The organism is Pectobacterium aquaticum (genome assembly GCF_003382565.3).
Classification (GTDB): Bacteria; Pseudomonadota; Gammaproteobacteria; order Enterobacterales; family Enterobacteriaceae; genus Pectobacterium; species Pectobacterium aquaticum.
In genome coordinates this window covers 873,493-892,819 of the sequence record NZ_CP086253.1, presented here as the reverse complement: position 1 = coordinate 892,819, position 19,327 = coordinate 873,493, and the positions used below count along the sequence as shown (strand labels likewise).

The 19,327-nt window shown below is 50.5% G+C and carries 16 protein-coding genes; 10 read left to right on the top strand and 6 right to left on the bottom strand.

Annotated elements, in window-relative coordinates; all coding sequences use genetic code 11:
* Positions 1-32 precede the first annotated feature (32 nt).
* Complete coding sequence (locus DMB82_RS04165) at positions 33-1,601, top strand: glycoside hydrolase family 43 protein (RefSeq protein WP_116162455.1); 1,569 nt, start codon at positions 33-35, stop codon at positions 1,599-1,601.
* A 94-nt stretch (positions 1,602-1,695) separates the two neighbouring features.
* Here DMB82_RS04165 and DMB82_RS04160 read toward each other — a convergent pair whose 3' ends face one another.
* Positions 1,696-2,121, bottom strand: a complete 426-nt coding sequence (locus tag DMB82_RS04160) for a hypothetical protein (protein ID WP_116162457.1) — start codon at positions 2,119-2,121, stop codon at positions 1,696-1,698.
* A 458-nt stretch (positions 2,122-2,579) separates the two neighbouring features.
* On the opposite strand from DMB82_RS04160, the gene cybB reads away from it, so the two are divergent.
* The 3 genes from cybB to DMB82_RS04145 all read left to right on the top strand — a co-directional run bounded on the left by cybB (position 2,580) and on the right by DMB82_RS04145 (position 5,187).
* Positions 2,580-3,116 (top strand): cytochrome b561, encoded by a 537-nt coding sequence (gene cybB / locus DMB82_RS04155; protein WP_116162459.1) that lies wholly within the window; start codon positions 2,580-2,582, stop codon positions 3,114-3,116.
* Between the two features lie 21 nt (positions 3,117-3,137).
* The gene (locus tag DMB82_RS04150) at positions 3,138-3,935 is read left to right on the top strand and encodes a deaminated glutathione amidase (protein WP_116162461.1); all 798 of its coding nucleotides are present in this window, start codon (positions 3,138-3,140) and stop codon (positions 3,933-3,935) included.
* Between the two features lie 184 nt (positions 3,936-4,119).
* Positions 4,120-5,187 carry a L,D-transpeptidase family protein gene (locus DMB82_RS04145; protein ID WP_102117447.1) on the top strand — a complete coding sequence of 356 codons (1,068 nt, stop codon included), beginning with the start codon at positions 4,120-4,122 and terminating at the stop codon, positions 5,185-5,187.
* Positions 5,188-5,250: 63 nt separating this feature from the next.
* On the opposite strand, the gene DMB82_RS04140 is transcribed toward DMB82_RS04145, so the two are convergent.
* Positions 5,251-6,531, bottom strand: a complete 1,281-nt coding sequence (locus tag DMB82_RS04140) for an O-acetylhomoserine aminocarboxypropyltransferase/cysteine synthase family protein (RefSeq protein WP_116162463.1) — start codon at positions 6,529-6,531, stop codon at positions 5,251-5,253.
* Between the two features lie 321 nt (positions 6,532-6,852).
* On the opposite strand from DMB82_RS04140, the gene DMB82_RS04135 reads away from it, so the two are divergent.
* Complete coding sequence (locus DMB82_RS04135) at positions 6,853-8,340, top strand: mannitol dehydrogenase family protein (RefSeq protein ID WP_116155198.1); 1,488 nt, start codon at positions 6,853-6,855, stop codon at positions 8,338-8,340.
* Here the strand turns inward: DMB82_RS04135 and DMB82_RS04130 are convergent.
* A complete protein-coding gene (locus tag DMB82_RS04130) occupies positions 8,333-8,707 on the bottom strand; it encodes a hypothetical protein (protein WP_102117445.1) in 375 nt (124 codons plus the stop codon). The genes DMB82_RS04135 and DMB82_RS04130 overlap by 8 nt on opposite strands.
* A 382-nt stretch (positions 8,708-9,089) precedes the next feature.
* Here DMB82_RS04130 and DMB82_RS04125 point away from each other — a divergent pair, with 382 nt between their 5' ends.
* Positions 9,090-10,616, top strand: a complete 1,527-nt coding sequence (locus DMB82_RS04125; RefSeq protein WP_102117444.1) for an MFS transporter — start codon at positions 9,090-9,092, stop codon at positions 10,614-10,616.
* Between the two features lie 94 nt (positions 10,617-10,710).
* Here DMB82_RS04125 and DMB82_RS04120 read toward each other — a convergent pair whose 3' ends face one another.
* The 3 genes from DMB82_RS04120 to DMB82_RS04110 all read right to left on the bottom strand — a co-directional run bounded on the left by DMB82_RS04120 (position 10,711) and on the right by DMB82_RS04110 (position 13,350).
* Positions 10,711-11,730 (bottom strand): AI-2E family transporter, encoded by a 1,020-nt coding sequence (locus DMB82_RS04120; protein ID WP_116162465.1) that lies wholly within the window; start codon positions 11,728-11,730, stop codon positions 10,711-10,713.
* Between the two features lie 170 nt (positions 11,731-11,900).
* Positions 11,901-12,101 carry a FecR family protein gene (locus DMB82_RS04115; protein ID WP_226887619.1) on the bottom strand — a complete coding sequence of 67 codons (201 nt, stop codon included), beginning with the start codon at positions 12,099-12,101 and terminating at the stop codon, positions 11,901-11,903.
* An 856-nt stretch (positions 12,102-12,957) separates the two neighbouring features.
* Positions 12,958-13,350 (bottom strand): hypothetical protein, encoded by a 393-nt coding sequence (locus tag DMB82_RS04110; protein ID WP_040031067.1) that lies wholly within the window; start codon positions 13,348-13,350, stop codon positions 12,958-12,960.
* Between the two features lie 896 nt (positions 13,351-14,246).
* On the opposite strand from DMB82_RS04110, the gene acs reads away from it, so the two are divergent.
* The 4 genes from acs to DMB82_RS04090 all read left to right on the top strand — a co-directional run bounded on the left by acs (position 14,247) and on the right by DMB82_RS04090 (position 19,179).
* A complete protein-coding gene (gene acs / locus DMB82_RS04105) occupies positions 14,247-16,208 on the top strand; it encodes an acetate--CoA ligase (protein WP_102117442.1) in 1,962 nt (653 codons plus the stop codon).
* A gap of 125 nt (positions 16,209-16,333) precedes the next feature.
* Positions 16,334-16,645 (top strand): DUF485 domain-containing protein, encoded by a 312-nt coding sequence (locus DMB82_RS04100; RefSeq protein WP_102117441.1) that lies wholly within the window; start codon positions 16,334-16,336, stop codon positions 16,643-16,645.
* Positions 16,642-18,300 (top strand): cation/acetate symporter ActP, encoded by a 1,659-nt coding sequence (gene actP, locus DMB82_RS04095; RefSeq protein WP_102117440.1) that lies wholly within the window; start codon positions 16,642-16,644, stop codon positions 18,298-18,300. Before DMB82_RS04100 ends, actP begins: the two co-directional genes overlap by 4 nt.
* 669 nt (positions 18,301-18,969) lie before the next feature.
* Positions 18,970-19,179, top strand: a complete 210-nt coding sequence (locus DMB82_RS04090; RefSeq protein ID WP_226887620.1) for an RpnC/YadD family protein — start codon at positions 18,970-18,972, stop codon at positions 19,177-19,179.
* The last annotated feature ends 148 nt before the right edge of the window (positions 19,180-19,327 follow it).

Here is a 19,327-nt window from a genome sequence, read left to right as displayed (position 1 = left end):
CGTTGCCCGTTCTTTATTATCAGGATAATAACATGAGCACAGCACATTCTCCCTGGAACCCAGATTTGGGTAACGGACGTTATAAAAATCCGATTTTATGCGCCGATTATTCCGATCCTGACATCGTGCGAGTCGGCGACGACTTTTACATGGTGTCGTCCAGCTTTAACCACATGCCAGCGTTACCAATCCTGCATTCTCAGGATCTGGTGAACTGGACGCTAATCAACCACGTATTGAGCCGATTCGATCTGCCAGGATATGAACAATTTCAGCCGGGTAAAGGCATCTGGGCACCCAGTATTCGCTATCATTCGGGAAAATTCTGGGTGTTCTTCAGTACGCCTGATGAAGGGATCTTTATGTCACAGACTGACGATCCCAGAGGCGAATGGAGTGCACCGCATTGCCTGAAGCAGGCTAAAGGCTGGATCGATCCCTGCCCGTTCTGGGATGACGATGGCACAGCCTGGTTAATACACGCTTTTGCCTTCAGCCGCAGTGGTAAGAAACACCTGCTGCAACTGTGCAGAATGGCAGAAGATGGCCGATCCTTACTTGATGAAGGCAGAATCGTTGTCGATGGCCGAGCGACGCAGCCAACCATCGAAGGGCCGAAGATGTATAAGCGCCATGGCTGGTATTACATTTTTGCACCAGCGGGTGGCGTTCCTACCGGCTGGCAAACCGTACTACGCACGCGTTCACTGAATGAGCCATGGCAAAGCAGAATCGTCCTGCATCAGGGGACTACATCGGTTAATGGCCCACATCAGGGCGGGTGGGTCGAGTTAGATAACGGTGAAAGCTGGTTCGTACATTTTCAGGATCGTCATGCTTATGGCCGCGTCGTCCATCTACAGCCAATGTGCTGGCAGGATGACTGGCCGCTGATCGGCGAACAACATAATTCGCAGGGGCTGGGGCAACCGGTGCAGGAAGCAGCTAAACCTCGTGTTAATACTCCTGTTGTCATACAGTCCCCCTCAACCTCCGACGATTTCTCATCGGCCACGCTGGGGCGGCAATGGCAGTGGCAAGCTAACCCAGACTCACGCTGGCTAACGCTCACTCAGCCGGGGCTCCAGCTATTCTGCCAGCCCATGCCTACTCGCGCGGGCGAACCGTCATGGTATGACGTACCTAATTTGCTGATGCAAAAATTTCCGGCAGAGGAATTCGAGGTGACCGTACACCTGACGCCGGTTTTTGAGCAGATAGGCGATCGATGCGGCCTGATTATTTATGGCGAGCGCTTCGATTTCCTCGGCGTTGAGAAAAGCGCGAAAGGTCTTGAATTAGTAACCGGATTCGGCTGGATGAGTGATGCACAGCAGTTGGATCAATATCAGGAACCTCTGATGGTGTTGCCCAGACAGCAGAGTCTCATCCTACGCGTCACCGTGCGGCAGAATGCCATTTGCCAGTTCGCCTGGCTGGGCGACGACGGAGAATATTGTAGGCTTAACGATAGCTTCGCAGCAGGCCCTGGCAAGTGGGTCGGCGCTAAAGTGGGGTTGTACGCGCTGACAACAGCATCAGGAAATGGCGAGAGTCACGCTCAGGTTAAAGACGTGAAAATCACCGCTATCGATCGGTAGTCCGATAACGGCTATAGGAAAATCACGAGTCTGGCTGCCTATGCTTCGGTACTGTTCTGATATCAAATTTCTCTGATATCAAAATGTTATGGTATTAAACACCGAGAGCATCAGCAACCAGCTCGCTTTCCGCTTTGGAGAATTTTGCGTAAGTAAGCGCATCGAGTAACGCAGTGCGATCGATCGTCGGATAGATTTCCGGACTCTGCAAAAGCTGGCCTATTTCATGGACGGTGAGTGGGGGATAAATGGCGTGTAATGCAGTGGCAATGTCGCGCGCTGCGTAACCCAATTTGCGTAAAATCACCGCAATTTGCTGATGTGTGATCGTCTCCTGATACACGGTATAAAGCACATCGGCGATTAATGTCGACGTCAAAATCGAAATACGGGACACATCACCAGCTCGCCCCCCCAATGCCTGAAGGATGTGCTCGACAGCCTGTTCTGGCGTTTTTCCCTTCGCCTGTTGTGAAGCCAGTACGGAAACCAATTTATTTTTTATTTCATCATTTGCCATCGCCCGGTTCCTTCATACATTGATTACAGATGTTATTTTAGTATAAACGCTACCTGTCGTGGCAGTAATGAGCAAATAAAATCATGCGGCAATCCCCTTCCATCTGCAATTGCCGGAAATCGACAAATCCACGCGATGATGGTAGGCAAGGCAGAGAAAAAACCGCAGGAATAATCGTTCCTCTCCAAACCGGCTTCGGCCGGTTTTTATGGCGTGCCATCCCTGAGCGCCCCTCTTACGGGCCGTTGCTGGCGCAACGTTAAAAATTTCTCCCAGAAATTTTTTATTTGAGTTTTACCCTATCCAAACAAAGCTGAGTACTGAAGAATCCAACGTCGATAACCCAGTTTGTCAGGCAGGGTAAAGAAGGGCTGACAAGAGACAAGTTACCTTATACTTTATGAGATTATTCGCTCGTTACGGTGTCAACCCGCACTCAACGTCGCAGAGGACAAAACATGAAAGGAAAGTTCGCACCATCGCAAATTGCATTGCACTGGCTAGTTTTTCTGTTGCTCGTTGTGACTTATGCCACCATCGAACTACGCGGATTTGCTGAACGCGGTTCGCTGCTGCGCACCGTGATGATGGTGACGCACTTTAGCTGCGGCGTAGCCATATTGGTTCTTATGCTGGCTCGCTTATTTTTACGCCATCGGCATACCTCACCCGCGATTACGCCACCGCCGTCCCGCTGGCAAAGTGCGCTGGGTTCACTCACTCACGCCGTCATTTACCTGCTATTTATCACACTACCGATGCTGGGCGTTGCCTCACGCTATTACAGCGGTCGGGACTGGATGCTTTTTGGGATCGGCATGCCAACCGCCACGACACCAAATTTCGATCTCGCTGAAACGCTGATTGGCTGGCATGAAACGCTGGCACCGCTAGGCTACTGGCTCATTGCCCTGCATACCGCCGCGGCCCTGTTCCACCACTATGTGATGAAAGACAACACGCTGCTGCGCATGATGCCAGCCAAGCGCGATTAACTGGGCAACGAGGGAGCAAGTATGAAAGTCGCACTGGGACAATTCGCTGTTGACAGCGAGTGGCAGCAAAACGCCACGACCATTACTGAGTTTATGTTGTCAGCACAGCAAAACGGTACCGACCTGCTGGTGCTGCCCGAAGGCGTGCTGGCTCGCGATATTACCAATCCCAATATGGTGCTCACCGCTGCCCAGCCGCTTGATGGCCCGTTTATCTCGCATCTGCTGGAAGCCAGCAAAGGCAGCGACCTGACAACCATGTTGTGTGTGCATATCCCGAATGGCGAAGGGAAAGTCTGGAACACGCTGCTGGCGCTGCGCAACGGCGAGATCGTCGCGCAATACCGGAAGCTGCATCTGTACGATGCGTTTTCCGTACAGGAATCGGAAAACGTACTGGCAGGCGAAGACGTTCCGCCGCTGTTGACTATAGCTGGGTTGAACGTCGGGCTGATGACCTGCTATGACATCCGCTTCCCTGAGCTTGCACGCCGTCTGGTGCTGGACGGCGCTGACGTACTCGTTCTCCCCTCCGCCTGGATTAAGGGGCCGCTGAAAGAAGCGCATTGGGAGTTGCTGGTGCGCGCTAGGGCACTGGAAAATACCACTTATCTCGTCGCCGTTGGCGAATGCGGCGTCAAGAATATCGGTAACAGCATGGTGGTCGATCCTTTAGGCGTTGTTGTCGCTCAGGCACCGGAAACACCCGCACTCATCTATGCCAACATTGATCCTGAAAGACTGGCGTATGCCCGTCAGATTCTCCCGGTTCTCGAGAATCGCCGCTTTAGCACACCCACGCTGGAAGAGGAAAACTGAGTCGCGGTTCACCCTAAGAGGTTTTCTTTCTCATTAGAGCACCAAAAAGTGTGATTAGTTACACATGTTGTTTCCCTCTGAGGCCGTTCTGCACATATAATGCGCATCCGGTCGTCATGGCGACCCTAGCAGACCAGCCTCCTGATTCGGGAGGTGCATTCACCACTCAAATAAAGAAATGAAAATGAGTATTCGCGCGATCTTTACTTTAGTTCTTGCAGCAACCGCATTCAGCCAAGCCGCTTTTGCCGTTGTTTATCCTCTGCCTGCGGCTAACAGCCGGCTGATAGGCGAGAATATCGACATCACCGTACCGGAAGACAGCACACAGCCGTTGGAACATTTTGCAGCACAGTTCCAAATGGGTCTGAGCAACCTGATGGAAGCCAACCCAGATGCGGACGTTTACCTGCCCATTCCCGGCAGCAAAATGGTGATTCCTCATCAGTTGATTCTGCCAGATGCACCGCGTGAAGGCATTGTCATCAACAGCGCAGAAATGCGTCTGTACTACTACCCGAAAGGCTCCAAGACCGTAGTCGTGCTGCCAATTGGCATTGGTGAGTTAGGTAAAGACACGCCGATTAACTGGACAACGTCTGTTCAGCGCAAGAAAGCGGGCCCAACCTGGACACCTACTGCGAAGATGCATGCAGAATATGCGGCCCGCGGTGAAACCCTGCAAAAAGTTTTCCCAGCGGGCCCAGATAACCCAATGGGGCTATATGCGCTGTACATCGGTAACCTGTACGCGATCCACGGCACCAATGCCAACTTCGGTATTGGCCTGCGTGTAAGCCACGGCTGCGTCCGTCTGCGCGCCGATGATATCAAGTATCTGTTCAACAACGTTCCGGTCGGTACTCGCGTTCAGTTCATCAATGAACCAGTGAAAGCCACCGTTGAGCCAGATGGTTCACGCTATGTTGAAATTCACAATCCGCTGTCTCGCACGGTAGAAGAATTCCATTCTGATTCTCCGGCACCGATCAGCATGACGCCAAAAGTGAGCAAGGTTCTAGCCGACGCCAGCGTGAACACCAGCGAAGTCGATCAGGCAATCCAGAGACGTTCTGGTATGCCGACCAAAATCAATGGTCTGATCGAACAAGCCACGCCAGCCATTCCGGTTGAATCTGTTGCGGCACCGGTTGCACCAGAAGCACAGCCGCAAGATAGCCTCAATGCCGTGCAAAATACCGCACCAGTTGAAGCACAGACGACGACCGCAGCCGACGCTAACCGTTCGTAATCGTCTATGACGCGTTGGAAACCGATTCAGGTTTCCAACGCGTGTCTCTAACATCCCTATCGTTTATTTTTTCTGTGAGGCTTCCAGCGCCTGCGCCACATCAGCGATGATGTCGTCAATGTGCTCAATGCCTACCGAAATTCTGACCAGATCCTCACTCACTCCCGCTTGCGCTAACTCTTCCGCATTCAACTGCCGATGCGTGGTACTTGCCGGATGGCACGCAAGCGATTTGGCATCGCCAATATTCACCAGTCGTAAAATCATCTTCAGCGCATCAATAAAATGACCGCCTGATGCTTTCCCGCCTTTAATGCCAAAGCTGATAATCCCAGACGCCTTACCCGAGGTAATTTTGTCGCAGTTTGCTTTATAGGGGCTATCCGGCAACGCGCCATAGTTCACCCAAGTAACCAACGGGTGCTGATTCAGGTAGCCAGCCAACGCTTCGGCATTGCTGCAATGGCGTTCGATGCGCAGGCTGAGCGTTTCCAGCCCCTGCAACAGCAAGAAGGTGCTATGCGGAGAAAGCGCCGCACCGGTATTACGCAACGGTACCACGCGGCAGCGCCCAATATAGGCCGCCGGACCGAAAGCGTCGGTATACACCACGCCGTGGTAAGAAGGATCGGGCTCATTCAGTAACGGGAAACGCGCTTTATTCGCGACCCAGTCAAACTTACCTGAATCGATAATCGCGCCGCCAATCGTGGTTCCATGACCGCCGATGTATTTGGTCAGTGAATGGACGACGATATCTGCGCCGTGCTCAAAAGGCCGGCACAGTACGGGCGTCGCAACCGTGTTATCAACAATCACCGGAACGCCGTGGCGATGTGCAATCTCCGCGATTTTGGCAATATCGACGATATTTCCCGCCGGATTCCCGATAGATTCACAAAAAACAGCGCGAGTGCGCTCATCAATCAGCGATTCCAGCGTCGTAAAATCATCGAAAGAGGCCATCCTCACCTCAACCCCCTGACGTGGCAGAGTGTGGGCAAACAGATTGTAGGTGCCGCCATACAGTTGGCTGGTGCTGACGATATTGTCCCCAACCTGCGTGAGCGCCTGAAGCGAATAAGTAATCGCCGCCATACCGGATGAAAGCACCAGCGCGCCAATACCGCCCTCAATAGCTGCCAGCCGCTGTTCCAGAACCGCATTCGTCGGGTTCATGATACGGCTATAGATATTGCCCGCCACCTTCAGATCAAACAGATCGGCACCGTGCTGCGTGTCGTCAAATGTGTAAGAGGTCGTCTGGTAAATCGGCACGGCGGCGGACTTCGTTGTCGCTTCAGATTCATAACCATGATGTAGCGCAAGGGATTCAAGTTTCATCTTACGGACCTTTTTGTTGATCGTTGGAGTGAGGAAAATATCCAGACAAAATAGCAGACTGCGATTGGGAAAAGCACTTGATGATGTAGAAGAAATGGAGATAAGTTAGTAAAAACAAGACTAAATTTCAGCGTTACATTATTACACTGAAGCGCCCTCACAAAACCGAGCTCCACCGCGGAACCGAATCTTAAAAAACGATAAAATTTGTGCAGAGAAAAAAACGTGCGCACCGTAACCTATCTGCGCGTCTTGTATTGCACCGCCTGCAAATCACAGCTACTTTTAACGTCATAGATCCCCCACCCGAAAGCGCAATAAATGACTGATACAATAAAAAATATCGCTACCTGTGAATTGCCTGACAGCGTCCAATTCCCCCACTACGATCGTAAGGCGCTGAAGCCGCGCATCGTCCATATCGGTTTTGGTGCTTTTCATCGCGCTCATCAGGCACTGCTCACCGATCGCGTGCTGAATATGGTGGGAGGAGACTGGGGAATTTGTGAAGTCGTGCTGTTCAGCGACAGCACCATGATCAATGCGCTGCGCCAGCAGGATCATCTGTTTACCGTGTTGGAAAAAGCAGCGACGGAAAATCAGCCAATTGTGCTCGGTGCCGTGTGTGAATCGTTACATGCCAAAATAGAAGGCATTGGCGCCATTATTGAGAAACTTGCCGCGCCAGAAACTGCCATCGTTTCCCTGACGATTACCGAGAAAGGTTATTGCATGGATGGGACGAGCGGCAAGCTGGATCGGGCCAATAAGCTAATTCAGCAGGATCTCAGCGATCCTCGTCATCCTGCCTCAGTGCCGGGATTGCTGGCGGAAGCGCTGCGCCTGCGCCACGAACGCGGGATCGCACCGTTCACTATCCTCTCATGCGATAACGTGCCGGAAAATGGCAAAACGGCCAAAGCCGCCGTGCTGGAATCGGCGGGACTCAACGATCAGCGCCTAATCGATTGGATCGAGGCTAAGGTTTCTTTCCCGAATACGATGGTGGATCGCATTGTCCCCGCCGCGACGCCAGAAGCGTTGCAGGAAATTGCCGATCACCTCGGCGTCGCCGATCCCTGTGCGATAGCCTGTGAACCCTTTATTCAATGGGTGATCGAAGATCATTTTACTGCCGGACGCCCTGAGTGGGAAAAAGCGGGCGTGCAGATGGTGCATGACGTACTGCCGTTTGAAGAAATGAAACTGCGCATGCTGAACGGCAGTCACTCGTTTTTAGCTTATCTGGGCTATCTCGCCGGTTATGATCACGTCAGCGACTGTATGAATGACGAGAACTATCGCCGTGCGGTGTCTCATCTCATGCTGCTGGAGCAAGCACCGACACTCAGTGTGGTGGATATCGACTTGAAAGACTATGCCGTTCAGCTACTTACCCGTTTTTCCAACCCCGCGCTCAAGCATCGAACCTGGCAAATCGCGATGGATGGTTCACAAAAGCTGCCTCAGCGTATGCTAGAATCGCTACGCTGGCATCTGCGTAATGGTGGAGACTATCGCTGTCTGGCATTAGGGGTCGCAGGCTGGATGCGTTATGTCAGCGGAAAAGATGATGCGGGCAACCCTATCGAGATCCGCGATCCGCTGGCTGATAAGCTCAGACAGGTCGTTGCGGAAACGTCAGACAGCCCCGAGCGGGTCAGTGCGTTTCTCAATATTCGTTCTATTTTCGGCGAGGATCTGTCAGCAAACCACGATGTATTTAACGCTATCGCACAGGCTTATCTGAAGCTGCGCGATCACGGCGCGAAGAACACCGTGGCCGCACTGGTACAAGACTTTAAATAACGATAAATCCAAGCAGCGCAAGATATACCGTACTTTGGACGCCCAGCGACAGAGTGCGGCCTTTCCCCTTTGTTTCATCCAGCCACGGCAGCGATGACCAACTCATTCCTGCACCAATAACCGCGATCAACAGCATCGCTGCGGCAACCAGCCAGACAAGCTTATCCAGCAGAGAATTGGGAAACAAAATTTGCATTGCAGAAACGACGAGAAACAGCGTAGCGCAGCGCAACACCCCGACCAAAATACCCGCACGATCTCTCAGCCCACGCGGTGCGGAAGACGGCAACCAAGCCTGAAAAGCAAACAACCCAACCACAGCAATAAAAATCACATAAATAATGGCATAGACCAGCAAATGACTCACGTTACGGCTCCTGATGAGGGAATACGATAAAGTAAACTGGGCGGGATGATGACGACATTTCCTCTCTGCGGTCAATGCGTTATTTCATACCATGCCATCGATTTGTGGGGCTGCGCTCACTATCGCCTCGTCGCCAATCTGCACGCGCAACATTTCCCGTAAGAAACCTACAGGCTTTGTAAATTAAGAACATAAAGACAATATCAAAAAATTATAAAAAGCAAATTAAAATATCTTATTTCATGATCTGCCTGACAGATCGTCATTAAAATCGCGCTAAAGCGTGATCGTCAGTTTACTTTCTTTTCAATAGAGCAAATGATAAAGAAATGATAGTTCAATAGAACTGAAATATTGTTTCATCTTTGTAACTAGGCTGATCATGAATAAACCAATCTCTTTTAAACATACGTTCTGCTACGGCAGTGCGAACCTGCTTGGCAGTGGTGCCCTTGCTATCAGCGGCGCATGGCTGATGTACTTTTACACCACATTCTGTGGATTAACATTGGTACAGGCTGCTGCTATCTTCTCCGTTGCCAGTATCATTGATGCTGTCAGTAACCCCATCATGGGGTACATCAGCGATAACTTCTACAACACTCGGGTTGGCCGCCGATTTGGCCGCCGCCGCTTCTTTATTTTGCTGGGTGTCCCGCTGGTTCTGGTCTACCCCATGCTCTGGGTTGAAGGCTTTGGCTTCTGGTACTATCTGGCGACGTACGTGCTGTTCGAGCTGATTTACACCTCGATCATGGTGCCGTATGAAACGCTGGCTACCGAAATGACCTCTGACTTTAAACTGCGCTCTAAGCTGACAGGTTCTAAAGCCATTTTCGGTAAAATCGCCAACTTTCTGGCAGCGTTCATTCCTGGGCAGTTTATTGCCATCTACGGTAAAGATTCCGCAACGCCATTCTTCTACACCGGCCTAGTCTACGGCGCCATTATGTGTGGGGCGATGGTCGCGCTGTACATGACATCCTGGGAGCGCCCGGTCAACGAAATCGTCCGTGAAAGCACATCCAGCCTGTGGCAAGCGATGAAAAAGCTGAGTGTGGATATGGTTTCCACCTTCCGTCTGCGTATTTTCCGCAAGCATCTGGGGATGTACCTGTTTGGCTTTGGCGCTGAATGGCTTTTCGCTTCCGCGTTTACCTACTTCATCGTCTTTGGTCTGAAGCAGAACACAGCGTTGGTATCGCACCTCAATAGCTTTAGCTCAATTATGCAGCTCATTTCTACCGCAGCCTTCATTGGTATCTGCGTCAAAATGGGCTTTGCACGACCATTCCGCCTGGCACTGATGGTAGTGATTGTCAGCGTGATGGCCTATGCCGCGCTCTATTTCGCTAACTGGTCAGAAGACATGACCATCTTTGTTCTGTTCGCTATTACGGCAGTGTTTGGCCTGAGCACGGGCGGTATCTACTACATTCCGTGGACGGTTTATACTTTCTTGGCCGATGTGGATGAAGTCCTCACTGGACGTCGTCGTGAAGGGATTTACGCCGGTGCTATGACGTTTGCCGGTAAAATGGTTCGCTCTGTGATTGTCTTCGCGATGGGCTGGACGCTGAGCCAATTCGGCTTTGTCTCCGGACAGTCAGTACAGCCGGAATCTGCCGTACAGGCGATTGTTGGCGTGTTCTCGCTGGGTGTTATCGGTCTTGCGCTGGTTGCGATTTACTACACGACGCAGATGAAGCTGGATCGTAAAAACCACGCCATTCTGCTGGAAGAGATTGCACGTATCAAAGCGGGCGGCGCGATTGCCGACGTACCGGCTCATGCTCGCGCAGTCGCAGAAGAGCTGACGGGCTGGGAATATGAGAAGTGCTGGGGTAACAACCCGTTAGGCGTTCAGTCAGAAGAGGCTAAACCGCAGGTTGCCACTGCCCAACATTAATTGAAGACAGGTATCAGGTAAAAACAATCAGCCCAATCTCGTATTGGGCTGATTCATTTAGCGCGTCGTGTTTTGATTAACCGATCGGGCAGGATTAAATCAACGACGCTTCTTTCAATTCACTTTTCAGGTAAGCGTAGTATATCGGAGCAGCAATCACACCGGACAAGCCAAACGCCGCCTCAAACACCAGCATCGCCAGCATCGCCAGCAGGATTTCCCACGCGTGCGCTTTGATCCTCGTCCCAACGATTTGTGCATTCAGGAAGTATTCAAACTTGTGAATCAGCATCAAATACACCAGCGCAACCAGCGCAATCGGCAATGAAAGCGATAAGCCAGACAGGAAAACGATCGAATTGGAGATCAGGTTACCAATCACCGGCAGTAGACCGAAAACAAAGGTAAGCACCACCAGCGTTTTGGCAAACGGCAGATGGATACCACACAGCGGTAGAGCGCCAAGAATGAAAATGGCAGACAGCACCGTGTTAACTGCAGAGATTTTCACCTGAGCGAAAACGATGTTGCGGAACGAGGCCGACAACAGCGAAACCCGACGCAGTAACTCCGCTTTGAGTAACGGTTTTTCGGTGTCTTTATCGACGTTATAAAGTGAGACAATCGCGCCCAGCACCATACCAATCAGCATCGTCACAAAACCATGTAGAAAACTTTTCCCCATGTTCTGCAACATCACAATATGCGCCTGAACCCATTGCAGCAGTTCGTGCTGGAGCTCTTCAATACTGACCGGCAGATACCCCGGTAAGTAGTGGACGATCTGCTGCTGGATGTCATTGAGGATGTAGCCAATGCGCACATTGAAGGCAGCGGTATCCTTCATTTCCTGCATCAACAGCCCGACCAGACTGCCAAACAATAGGCTCAACAGGCTGACGACCGATGTGCTGATCACCGCGACCACAATCCAGCGAGCACGCTTACCGCTGATGACCCGTTGAAAATAGGGCGTCAGTAAATTCACAATTTCATACACCAAAAAACCGGCAATAAAGCAGGTCAGCAGGCGTAAAGGCAGCAATATAAGCAAGCCACCCATAATAAAGAAAAAGCTCAACAGGCGAGCTTGTTTCAGATTCAGTAACTGCATGATGACATCCCGTATGAAGAGGCAACGCCGAGGATACGCTTTGTGGAGTATGCTACGCCTTTTTCGGTACCAACAGATTGATATATATGCGTCAGATTGACGTCTATTCTGTCAGTGATAACACACGAGGGATATTTTTGGTGTTTTACCCGCAAAATACCAGCAGTGTTTTAGCTCGGACGGATATCCACCCACCAGGCAACACGCCTAGTCACCTTCACTGGCAGCGTCCGTGCAACGGCATCAAGCAAGCGATCGGTTTCATGTAGCGGAAAAACGCCGGAAATCCGTAGCGACACCACCGCAGAATCAACATGAAAATAACCATTTTGATAGCGGGAAACTTTATTGATGAACTGCCCTAGCGGCATGTTATCCGCAACCTGCGCCTGTCACGGGTAAAGATAACCTGCTCGGGTGTATATCATGCTGATGTCAACATCGTTGCCATGCCTGACGCACTTGGACAGGCGCCGCAGAAATACCCCAGCACGTAAAGTATGCGCTAACAGGTGGGTACGGAATTTAAGCATTACTGATCCCCTATCGCATAAGAAACACTTTTTCAGAAGCTATGCCAATTGAGAGAGTAAAAAGGGGAACCAAAAATCGAAAAGTAATTAAAGTAACCGATTATCAATCAGAAATATTAGGAAAAATACGGCGCCGCTATTGGTAAACCGATACAGTAACTAATAAAAAACTGACGTCATCTTTATCAAAACGTGCTATATCGCTATAAACACGGCATAGGTTCAACCACATCAATAATTAGACGATAGTCTACTTATTCATTTGTCATCTTTTCGGATTCAACACACTAAAAATAAAGAAAACTTCCAGAGCTTATTGCCAGCAGTTAATAAACCATGATGTCTAAGGGAATAATTTGTGGACAGGAAAAAGAAAGAATGAATCAATAGGTAAGAAGAAAAGCTGAATGATATCGAAACGTTTCGCTGTTTATTTTAAACAAGCATAGTATATGCAATAAAGTATATAACTCTCTATTTTTCTTAATTTTAACATTATCGTAGTTAATAAATAATGCCTTTCATTCTTCATTCACGAAAAACTGGCGCGACGCCATCACTTGCTGTTGAAAAAACGGCGTTAAATCAACCACAAAAACGTTATTAATTGCAATAATTTTTCTTTTGTCGTGATTTTCCACTGAGAAATACGCGTTTTTAGCATTCCAGCAAGATAATCTCCGATTACTCGAGATTATGACGCTAAATTCGTCGAAGGCTCAACCGCATCCTGATTTAGGATCAGCAGAGAAAGCACGCGGTTTTCAACGTTCAACTTCGAAAAAGACAGCGTACTTAACTGCTTTTTGGTAAAGCCATCAGACAACAAATCCGAAACCACACGCGTACTCAACATGTTGGAATTCGTCATAAAATCGTGATAAGCAAACTTCACGTTGATAGGGAGTACATCATCAATTGAGACAGGCGTATTCATTTCAGCACGCAATCCAAAATGGGCTTTGAAAGCAGAATTCGCGCAAACAACCTTACATTTTTCGTCAATCACCGCCACCGCACGGCGATCGTTATGAACAGGTTGAGAAAGCATGCCTAAAATCTCATTCCGGCCAAATATCAGACTCATTGTTTCCTCTGCATCATGCTATGTAAAAAGATATCTGACAGCGCGCCATGACACCACGACGCACTATTGATAAGCAATCAACCTACCGGAATATAAAAGGTTTCCGGACTAATAATGTTCTTCCCCACCCCAGAAAATCCCCTAATAAGAATAGGGAATTTCGCTAACCGGAACCATTTACACGTTCTCAGGCTACTGGAGCTAAAACACCTGCCGCCTTACTCAACGTCAGTTGTATTGGGTATATCTATGTTATTTATTTTTGGAAACCGAGTATTTCTGAATCAGACACAAAAAATAACACTTTATTTTTCTTTTTGTCAGCGGCTAGCACACGGCATCTTTATGCTTTTAAGCAGATCCATCTCTGTGCTGTAGAACTCAGGGTAGATTATCAATGTTTACCTCCCGCGTTGATAATCAGATAAATCTATTTCATTAATAGTCTACATATAATTAACAACCGGAACAAAATTTCAACACATCAACCATAGTTTAACGCGCTAACTAGCTGGTCTACGTAGGAATATACTCTGAACAGGATTTTTACTATCGGCTGAATAAGCGGGATCTTTATGCCTTTTGATCGTAAAGGGCGATCAAAAATTTGATAACAATAGATATAATCTATTGAAAACAATGAATTGATCGTTAATGGCATGGTAACAGCTCTGATAATTCTGCTCGCCGTCATATTGTGACGTACATCACTTACTGCATTTTGACTACCACGAAAAAACTGCCTGCTTTCTGAGCCAAAAGGCTATCTTTTAAGTAACGCCCCACTGCTTTTCCTGCATTGCGTGATCAATCGCGCAAAAAAGAAACAAAGATAACAAGCTGACTACAATTAACGATTTTTTGACATAGCATTAACATGTTTAAGGAGAAGCGCTATGACACAACATAATAAACACGCTATTCCCGCTTCAATTGCGGAAAATGCACTGATAAATGCCCAGCAATACAAAAATATGTATCAGTTGTCCGTTGACGACCCAGACGCCTTTTGGGGCGAGCAAGGAAAAATCGTCGATTGGATTAAACCCTATAATACGATCAAGAACACCTCATTCGACCCCGGCCACATCAGTATCCGCTGGTTTGAAGACGGTACACTCAATGTGGCAGCAAACTGCTTGGATCGCCATCTGGCCGAGCGTGGCGATGACACCGCCATCATCTGGGAAGGCGATGACGCAACAGAAAGTAAAAAAGTCACCTACCGTGAACTGCATCAGTCCGTGTGCCGCTTCGCCAATGTACTGAAGTCGCAGGGCGTTAAGAAAGGTGATGTCGTCGCCATTTATATGCCGATGGTGCCAGAAGCGGCCGTGGCAATGCTGGCCTGTGCCAGAATCGGGGCAATTCACTCGGTGATCTTCGGGGGCTTCTCTCCCGAAGCGATTTCCGGGCGTATCATCGATTCCAGCGCCAAACTGGTCATTACTGCCGATGAAGGCGTACGCGCCGGGCGCGTGATTCCGCTGAAGAAGAATATTGATGAAGCGTTAAAGAACCCGAACGTCACCACCATTTCCAGCGTTATCGTTTTCCGTCGTACGGGTAAGATCAATGAATGGCAGGACGGACGCGATCGGTGGTGGCACGATCTGGTTGAAAAAGCAGACGACCATTGCCCGCCAGAAGAGATGAAGGCGGAAGATCCGTTGTTCATCCTTTATACGTCAGGCTCGACCGGTAAGCCCAAAGGCGTGTTGCACACCACTGGCGGCTATCTGGTTTATGCCGCGCTGACCTTCAAGTATGTCTTCGACTACCATCCCGGCGACATTTACTGGTGTACAGCGGACGTTGGATGGGTCACGGGGCACAGCTACCTGCTTTATGGCCCGCTGGCATGCGGTGCGATTACGCTGATGTTCGAGGGTGTGCCAACTTGGCCAGACGCCAGCCGCATGGCGCAAGTGGTCGATAAGCATAAGGTCAACATCCTCTATACCGCCCCTACTGCGATCCGTGCGCTGATGGCTGAGGGTGATAAAGCGATCGAAGGAACATCACGTGAATCCCTCAGGATAATGGGTTCCGTCGGTGAGCCGATCAACCCAGAAGCTTGGGAGTGGTATTTCAACAAAATCGGCAATGGTAAATGCCCCATCGTCGATACCTGGTGGCAAACGGAAACGGGCGGCTTCATGATCACCCCGCTGCCCGGCGCGATTGAGCCGAAAGCGGGTTCCGCGACGCGCCCTTTCTTCGGTGTACAGCCTGCGCTCGTCGATAACCTCGGCAACCCGCAAGAAGGCACCGCTGAAGGTAATCTGGTCATCGTGGACTCCTGGCCGGGTCAGGCACGAACCCTGTTTGGCGATCACGATCGCTTCGAGCAAACCTATTTCTCCACCTTTAAAGGCATGTACTTCAGCGGTGACGGCGCGCGCCGTGACGATGATGGCTATTACTGGATCACGGGCCGCGTTGATGACGTGCTGAACGTTTCTGGGCATCGTCTAGGGACAGCGGAAATCGAATCAGCGCTCGTTGCACACCCCAAGATTGCCGAAGCAGCCGTGGTCGGCATTCCGCACCATATGAAAGGGCAGGCTATTTACGCCTACATCACGCTGAACCACGGCGAAGAACCGTCCAGCGAGCTGTATACGGAAGTCCGCAACTGGGTGCGTAAGGAAATCGGTCCGATTGCTACACCGGACATCCTACACTGGACTGACTCTTTACCAAAAACGCGCTCCGGCAAAATCATGCGTCGTATTTTGCGTAAGATCGCTGCCGGTGACACCAGCAATCTGGGGGATACCTCAACGCTGGCCGATCCTGGCGTCGTCGAAAAACTGCTCGAAGAAAAGCAGGCGATGAGTACCGCCTCTCAATAACCTTCTGACCCACCACTCTCTTCATTCCTGTAAGCCATGATGTGGATTGCGGGAATGTGGGTGGAGATAAATCAGATAGTGACGTCGCGGTAGCACCCAACCCTATAGATTACTGGAGACTTACGATGAATGATGCCATTTATCAACGGATTGAAAGTCACCCCTTATTCAGAGAACTGGTCAACAAGCGACAGCGTTTTGCCGCATTTCTTTCACTCATCATGCTGGTGCTTTATGTCGGCTTTATTCTGCTGATCGCCTTTGCGCCTGGCTGGCTGGGAACGCCAATCGCTCCAGGCTCCAGCATTACCCGCGGTATTCCGATTGGTGTGGGATTGATTGCGATTTCTTTCATTCTAACTGGCGTCTATGTGTATCGCGCTAACGGTGAATTTGATCGTCTGACCAAGCAGTTACTGGATGAGGTAACGCAATGAAAATACGCTTTATGATGCTGTTCGGGCTTTTGGCGCTGCCTGTACTTGCATGGGCGGCAGATGCCCTCGCGGGGGATGTCCAGCGCCAGCCGTTGAATATTCAGGCCATCGTGATGTTTCTGCTGTTCGTCGGCGGCACGCTGTATATCACCTACTGGGCGTCGAAGAAAACGCGTTCACGTAGCGATTATTACACGGCTGGCGGCAATATCACCGGCTTCCAGAACGGGTTGGCGATTGCAGGCGACTACATGTCCGCAGCATCCTTTCTCGGTATTTCTGCGCTGGTCTATACCTCCGGCTATGACGGCCTGATTTACTCACTCGGCTTTTTGGTCGGCTGGCCGATTATTCTGTTTCTGATCGCAGAACGGCTACGTAACCTCGGGCGTTACACCTTTGCTGACGTCGCATCCTACCGTTTGCAGCAGCGCCCGATCCGTAGCCTGTCCGCCTGCGGTTCGCTGGTGGTGGTGGCCTTGTACCTCATCGCACAAATGGTGGGCGCAGGGAAACTCATCGAGTTGCTGTTCGGCCTCAATTACCATATAGCGGTGGTGCTGGTTGGGATTTTGATGGTGATGTACGTGATGTTTGGCGGCATGCTCGCCACCACATGGGTACAGATTATTAAAGCCGTGCTGCTGCTATTCGGCGCAACCTTCATGGCCGTCATGGTGATGAAATCAGTAGGGTTCAGCTTTGATACCTTGTTCAAACAGGCGATAGCGGTTCACTCGAAAGGGGCGGCTATCATGAGTCCCGGCGGGCTGGTCTCTGATCCGATATCTGCGTTGTCTCTCGGGTTAGGACTGATGTTCGGTACGGCCGGTCTTCCACACATTCTTATGCGTTTCTTCACCGTCAGCGATGCGAAAGAAGCACGAAAAAGCGTGTTCTACGCCACGGGCTTCATGGGCTATTTCTACTTCCTGACCTTCATCATCGGCTTTGGTGCCATCCTGCTGGTCAGCGCCAACCCTGCGTTTAAGGACGCGACAGGCGCGCTAATCGGTGGAAATAATATGGCAGCGGTGCATCTGGCCGATGCGGTCGGCGGCAACTTCTTCCTTGGCTTTATCTCTGCCGTGGCCTTTGCCACCATTTTGGCGGTCGTCGCGGGTCTGACGCTAGCGGGTGCTTCTGCCGTGTCCCACGATCTCTACTCAAACGTGATCAAGAAAGGGAAAGCGACAGAGCGTGACGAGTTGAAAGTCTCGAAAATCACCGTGCTGGTGCTGGGTGTGGTGGCCATTTCACTCGGTATCCTGTTTGAGAAACAGAACATCGCCTTCATGGTCGGCTTAGCGTTCTCCATCGCAGCGAGCTGTAACTTCCCGATTATTATCATCTCGATGTACTGGTCGAAGCTGACCACGCGTGGTGCCATGATCGGCGGTTGGGCGGGGCTATTGACCGCGGTTATTTTGATGATATTAGGGCCGACTATCTGGGTGAAAATCCTCGGTCACGCTACGCCTATTTACCCTTACGACTATCCAGCGCTGTTCTCCATGCTGGTCGCGTTTATCGGGATCTGGTTCTTCTCCATCACCGATCGTTCAGAAGCTGGGCAGCAGGAACGTGCACGCTTCCATGCACAGTTTGTCCGCTCACAAACTGGCGTCGGCGCATCAAAAGGCAGTTCCCACTAATCTATCTCTCTCATCCTCCCCTTCACAGGGGAGGATTTAACTCATTGATGTTTTCGGTTCACTCTCCCCTACCAAGATTTTTATACATAAACTCCACGACTGATGATGGATTATGCCGTTATCCGGCATACAAAATTATGCAGCGGTATTCATGAATGCCGAGTGAGCGACAGGACGTCGCGAAAGTCAGTGTCGCGTCGGGAACGCGTCACTGACGGCTCGATTAGCGGTCATGAACACCGATGGAACCGCGCAGCGGCATAATTTAGCCGGAAGCCTGGGTTCGCAGGGCGGCGGCGATTGAGCGCCCTGCGTCGGGCGCGTATACGATTTAGCATATGAATGGCGACGGTGTGGCGCACGAAACCCTCTCTTAGGCTACATAAAATACAACCCATAAATAGGCTGCCACGGAGAAGGAAAAATCTAACTATATCCCAAATATTGAGGCTGGTAGGAGCTCTGAAACCCGCTCAAGAAGCGCATATCCGAACACGGGATATGCTGGAATTGGCGCACGACATCGGGCTATTATTTGAACACTGGAACCTGTCCTTGCCACTGCGGCATGCATTATTACTGTACGTCGCGACAGTGGGCAACACGTCTGACATAGACAGGTTCATTGATTCAGTGGCTGAGCCCCTGTCAACGCATAAGGAGGACACAATGACGATTGCACAACAATTACACCAGAGGGGATTTGAGCAGGGGATGCAGGCAGGGCTACAGGAAGGAAAGCAAGAAGGGATGAAATCTAGCGCGCTAAACATCGCCCGCCAGTTACTGCAAAACAAGATGGAGCAGGAGCTAGTTCAGCGCGTTACCCAACTGTCCGATGAAGAGATGACACAGTTGCTCCGCAGCGAGCAGAAATAGTTTTTATCGTGGGCTATCCCTGCCCACGCCCCTTCGGGCCAACGCTACGCGTTGTTGAAAATTGCTCCTGCACTTTTTTATCGTGGGCTATCCCTGCCCACGCCCCTTCGGGCCAACGCTACGCGTTGTTGAAAATTGCTCCTGCACT